This window comes from Lutibacter sp. (assembly GCF_041596795.1).
GTDB lineage: Bacteria > Bacteroidota > Bacteroidia > Flavobacteriales > Flavobacteriaceae > Lutibacter.
Window position 1 is genome coordinate 1 of the sequence record NZ_JBFHHX010000198.1, and the last position, 4,443, is coordinate 4,443.

The window sequence follows — 4,443 nt, forward strand, 5'->3', positions numbered from 1 at the left end:
AAAATATTAGGTAATGGTGAGTTAAAAGGTAAATTAAATGTAACAGTTCATAAATTTACAGCAACTGCTAAAGCAGCTATTGAAAAATTAGGAGGTACAGCAGAAACGTTATAATACTTAAGTAAGATGAAAAAATTTATTCAAACCATAAAAGATATTTGGACAATAGAAGAACTTAGAAATAAGATTTTATTGACTCTTGGATTTATGGCCATTTATCGTTTTGCTGCACAAGTTCCGCTTCCTGGCATTGACATTACTGTTGCTCAAGAAGCTCTACAAAACCAAACTAGTGGTGGAGGTATATTAGGTTTATTAGATATGTTTACAGGAGGAGCTTTTGCTCAGGCATCTATTGTCGCTCTTGGAATTATGCCATATATATCCGCTTCAATTGTAGTTCAATTAATGGGAATTGCGGTTCCTTATTTACAAAAATTACAAAAGGATGGTGAAAGTGGAAGAAAAAAGATTAACCAAATTACACGTTGGTTAACAATTGCAATTACTATGGTTCAAGGACCTGCATATATTACAAATATTTATCAATTAATCCCTTCTTCTGCATTTTACATTAGTGGTAGTATGTTTTGGTTATCTTCTATGGTAATTTTAACAGCTGGAACTATTTTTGCAATGTGGTTAGGTGAAAAAATTACTGATAAAGGAATTGGTAACGGAATATCGTTATTAATTATGATTGGTATTATAGCTCGTTTTCCAGGATCATTTATTCAAGAGGCAGTTTCTAAAGTATCTGCATCAAATGGAGGTTTAATAATGATGCTTATTGAAGTAATTGTTTGGTTCCTTGTTATTATGGTTTGTGTATATTTGGTAACAGCAGTTAGAAGAATAGCAGTACAATATGCTAGAAAAACTGTTGCAGGTAATATTCAAAGTGTTGCAGGATCTAGAGATTATTTACCATTAAAATTAAATTCATCTGGTGTTATGCCTATTATATTTGCTCAAGCAATTATGTTTGCACCAGCTTTATTAGGTAGATCTGATAATGAGATTATAAAATCTATTGGTTTAGAGTTCTCCAATATGTTTGGTTTATGGTATAATGTATTATTTGCTGTGTTAATAATAATTTTTAGTTATTTTTACACCGCAATTACAATACCAACAAATAAAATGGCAGATGATTTAAAAAGAAGTGGTGGATTTATTCCTGGGATTAGACCTGGAAAAGATACCGGAGAAATGTTAGATAGAGTTTTATCTTTAATAACATTCCCTGGATCATTATTTTTAGCGTTGGTTGCTATCTTACCAGCTATTGTTGTTAAGTTTGGATTAACTCAGTCTTGGGCATTATTTTATGGTGGTACATCACTATTAATTATGGTTGGTGTTGCAATAGATACAATTCAACAAATTAATTCTCATTTATTAAATCGTCATTATGATGGTTTAATGAAAAAGGGTACTAAAAGAAAATCAATAGCATAATGGCAAAACAATCAGCCATACAACAAGACGGGACCATTACAGAAGCATTATCAAATGCAATGTTTCGAGTGGAGTTGGAAAATGGGCACGTAGTAACGGCACATATTTCAGGTAAAATGCGTATGCATTATATTAAATTATTACCTGGAGATAAAGTAAAGTTAGAAATGAGTCCATACGATTTAACAAAAGCAAGAATTACTTACAGATATTAAAGGATAAACGGATGAAAGTTAGAGCATCAGTAAAAAAGAGAAGTGCCGAGTGCAAAATAGTGCGTAGAAAAGGCAGGTTATATGTAATCAACAAAAAAAATCCTAGATTTAAACAAAGACAAGGATAATTATGGCAAGAATAGCAGGTATAGATATTCCAAAAAATAAGAGAGGTGTAATTTCCTTAACTTATATTTATGGAATTGGAAAAAACAGAGCTAAAGAAATTTTAGCAATTGCAAAAGTTAATGAAGACACTAAAGTTCAAGATTGGACTGATGATGAAATTCATAACATTAGAGAGCAAGTAGGATCCTACACTATAGAAGGTGAATTACGTTCTGAAATTCAATTAAACATTAAACGTTTAATGGATATTGGTTGTTATAGAGGTATCCGTCATAGATCTGGATTGCCTTTGCGTGGTCAAAGAACTAAAAACAATTCTAGAACTAGAAAAGGTAAGCGTAAAACTGTTGCTAACAAGAAAAAAGCAACTAAATAATAAATAGGCGTTAGCGCATAGTAATTAGAAGTTAGATGAATCTGTTCGAAATAGAAATGTTTAGGATTCTAACAACTAAAAACTAACAACTAAAAACTAAATAATATGGCGAAAGCAAGTACAAAAAAACGTAAAGTTATTGTAGAGGCAGTTGGTGAAGCACATATCACTGCTTCATTTAACAATATTATTATATCACTTACAAATAAAAAAGGTGATGTAATTTCTTGGTCATCAGCTGGGAAAATGGGATTTAGAGGTTCTAAAAAGAATACTCCTTATGCTGCTCAATTAGCTGCTGAAGATTGTGCAAAAGTTGCACACGAAGCAGGTATGAGAAAAGTAAAAGTGTATGTAAAAGGACCAGGTAACGGAAGAGAATCTGCTATTAGATCTATTCATAATTTAGGAATTGAGGTTTCTGAAATTATTGACGTTACTCCATTACCACATAATGGTTGTAGACCTCCAAAAAGAAGAAGAGTATAATTAAATAAATTTTAACCGATAGGATTATATGATTATCGAAGGATTAGCCTTAATTCATAATCCCTATCAATTAATAACAAGAAATGGCAAGATATACAGGACCAAAAACTAAAATTGCTCGTAAATTTGGTGAAGCAATTTTTGGAGATGATAAAGCTTTTGAAAAAAGAAATTATCCTCCAGGACAACACGGAGCTAACAAGCGTAGAGGAAAAAAATCTGAATACGCAATTCAGTTAGAAGAAAAACAAAAAGCTAAATATACTTACGGTATATTAGAAAAACAATTTAGAAACATATTTAAAAAGGCATCTGCATCTTCTGGTGTAACTGGTGAAATTTTATTACAATTATGTGAATCTAGATTAGATAATGTTGTTTATAGATTAGGAATTGCACCTAGTAGAAGTGCAGCTCGTCAATTAGTATCTCACAGACATATTACTGTAAATGGTGAGTTGGTAAATATACCTTCTTACACTTTAAATGCTGGAGATGTTGTAGCAGTGAGAGAAAAATCAAAATCTTTAGTTGCAATTGAAGATTCTTTAGCTGGAAGAAGTGATGTTTATGAATGGCTTACATGGAATTCAGATACAAAACAAGGAAATTTTGTTAGTGTACCTGAAAGAATCCAAATTCCTGAGAATATCAAGGAACAATTAATCGTAGAGTTATACTCTAAATAATTTTAAAGATACCAATTCTATTATGGCAATTTTAAATTTTCAAAAGCCCGATAAAGTAATTATGATTGATTCTACCGATTTTAATGGTAGATTTGAGTTCAGACCTTTAGAACCTGGATTTGGTTTAACGGTTGGTAATGCTTTAAGAAGAGTGTTATTATCTTCATTAGAAGGTTTTGCAATAACTTCTCTTCGTATTGAAGGTATTGAGCACGAATTTTCAACAATCAAAGGTGTTGTTGAAGATGTAACAGAAATTATTTTAAATTTAAAGCAAGTTCGTTTTAAAAAACAAATTGATGATACAGATAGAGAAACTGTTAGTATTTCTATTTCAAATCAAAATCAATTAACTGCTGGTGATTTGCAAAAATTTATTTCAGGTTTTCAAGTATTAAATCATGATTTAGTAATTTGTAATATGGAGAAATCTGTGAATTTAGATTTTGAAATTACAATTGAAAAAGGAAGAGGATTTGTACCTGCTGAAGAAAACAAAAAATCTGGAGTAGCCTTAGGAACAATTTTTACTGATTCAATTTTTACACCTATAAAAAATGTAAAATATGCAGTTGAAAACTTCCGTGTTGAGCAAAAAACAGATTATGAAAAATTAGTTTTTGATATTACAACTGATGGCTCAATTGCACCTAAAGATGCATTAACCGAGGCTGCAAAAATTTTAATTCATCATTTTATGTTATTCTCTGATGAGCGTATAACTTTAGAAGCTGATGAAATTGCTCAAACTGAAACGTATGATGAAGAATCTTTACACATGCGTCAGTTGTTGAAAACAAAATTAGTGGATATGGATTTATCTGTTAGAGCACTAAATTGTTTAAAAGCTGCTGAAGTGGATACGTTAGGAGATTTAGTATCATTTAACAAAAACGATTTGATGAAGTTCCGTAATTTCGGAAAGAAATCTTTAACTGAATTAGATGAATTAGTTCATAATAAAGGTTTGAATTTTGGGATGGATTTAAGCAAATATAAATTAGATAAAGATTAATTTAAAACGAAAGTTTTAATTACGATAAGATAAGATGAGACACGGAAAGAAATTTAATCACTTAGGAAG

General features: G+C 30.7%; 8 protein-coding genes. All 8 read left to right on the forward strand.

Annotated elements, in window-relative coordinates; translation table 11 throughout:
• Window positions 1-114: uL15 family ribosomal protein (locus tag ABY298_RS14990; protein ID WP_372746867.1), on the forward strand; the 114-nt coding region annotated here is incomplete at its 5' end.
• Between the two features lie 12 nt (window positions 115-126).
• On the forward strand, window positions 127-1,461 hold the full coding sequence (gene secY, locus ABY298_RS14995) for a preprotein translocase subunit SecY (protein ID WP_372746862.1): 1,335 nt from the start codon (window positions 127-129) through the stop codon (window positions 1,459-1,461).
• Complete coding sequence (infA, locus tag ABY298_RS15000) at window positions 1,461-1,676, forward strand: translation initiation factor IF-1 (protein WP_129365759.1); 216 nt, start codon at window positions 1,461-1,463, stop codon at window positions 1,674-1,676. Before secY ends, infA begins: the two co-directional genes overlap by 1 nt.
• 11 nt (window positions 1,677-1,687) lie before the next feature.
• Window positions 1,688-1,804, forward strand: a complete 117-nt coding sequence (gene ykgO, locus ABY298_RS15005) for a type B 50S ribosomal protein L36 (protein WP_073370549.1) — start codon at window positions 1,688-1,690, stop codon at window positions 1,802-1,804.
• Between the two features lie 2 nt (window positions 1,805-1,806).
• Window positions 1,807-2,181 (forward strand): 30S ribosomal protein S13, encoded by a 375-nt coding sequence (gene rpsM, locus ABY298_RS15010; RefSeq protein WP_372746863.1) that lies wholly within the window; start codon window positions 1,807-1,809, stop codon window positions 2,179-2,181.
• A 105-nt stretch (window positions 2,182-2,286) separates the two neighbouring features.
• On the forward strand, window positions 2,287-2,670 hold the full coding sequence (rpsK, locus tag ABY298_RS15015) for a 30S ribosomal protein S11 (protein ID WP_372746864.1): 384 nt from the start codon (window positions 2,287-2,289) through the stop codon (window positions 2,668-2,670).
• Window positions 2,671-2,753: 83 nt separating this feature from the next.
• Window positions 2,754-3,359, forward strand: a complete 606-nt coding sequence (gene rpsD, locus ABY298_RS15020) for a 30S ribosomal protein S4 (protein ID WP_372746865.1) — start codon at window positions 2,754-2,756, stop codon at window positions 3,357-3,359.
• Between the two features lie 22 nt (window positions 3,360-3,381).
• Window positions 3,382-4,374 carry a DNA-directed RNA polymerase subunit alpha gene (locus tag ABY298_RS15025; protein WP_372746866.1) on the forward strand — a complete coding sequence of 331 codons (993 nt, stop codon included), beginning with the start codon at window positions 3,382-3,384 and terminating at the stop codon, window positions 4,372-4,374.
• Window positions 4,375-4,443 lie beyond the last annotated feature (69 nt).

Coding starts and splice junctions, on each gene's coding strand:
- secY (WP_372746862.1), top strand. CDS start 127: ATGAAAAAATTTATTCAAACCATAAAAGATATTTGGACAATAGAAGAA.
- infA (WP_129365759.1), top strand. CDS start 1,461: ATGGCAAAACAATCAGCCATACAACAAGACGGGACCATTACAGAAGCA.
- ykgO (WP_073370549.1), top strand. CDS start 1,688: ATGAAAGTTAGAGCATCAGTAAAAAAGAGAAGTGCCGAGTGCAAAATA.
- rpsM (WP_372746863.1), top strand. CDS start 1,807: ATGGCAAGAATAGCAGGTATAGATATTCCAAAAAATAAGAGAGGTGTA.
- rpsK (WP_372746864.1), top strand. CDS start 2,287: ATGGCGAAAGCAAGTACAAAAAAACGTAAAGTTATTGTAGAGGCAGTT.
- rpsD (WP_372746865.1), top strand. CDS start 2,754: ATGGCAAGATATACAGGACCAAAAACTAAAATTGCTCGTAAATTTGGT.
- ABY298_RS15025 (WP_372746866.1), top strand. CDS start 3,382: ATGGCAATTTTAAATTTTCAAAAGCCCGATAAAGTAATTATGATTGAT.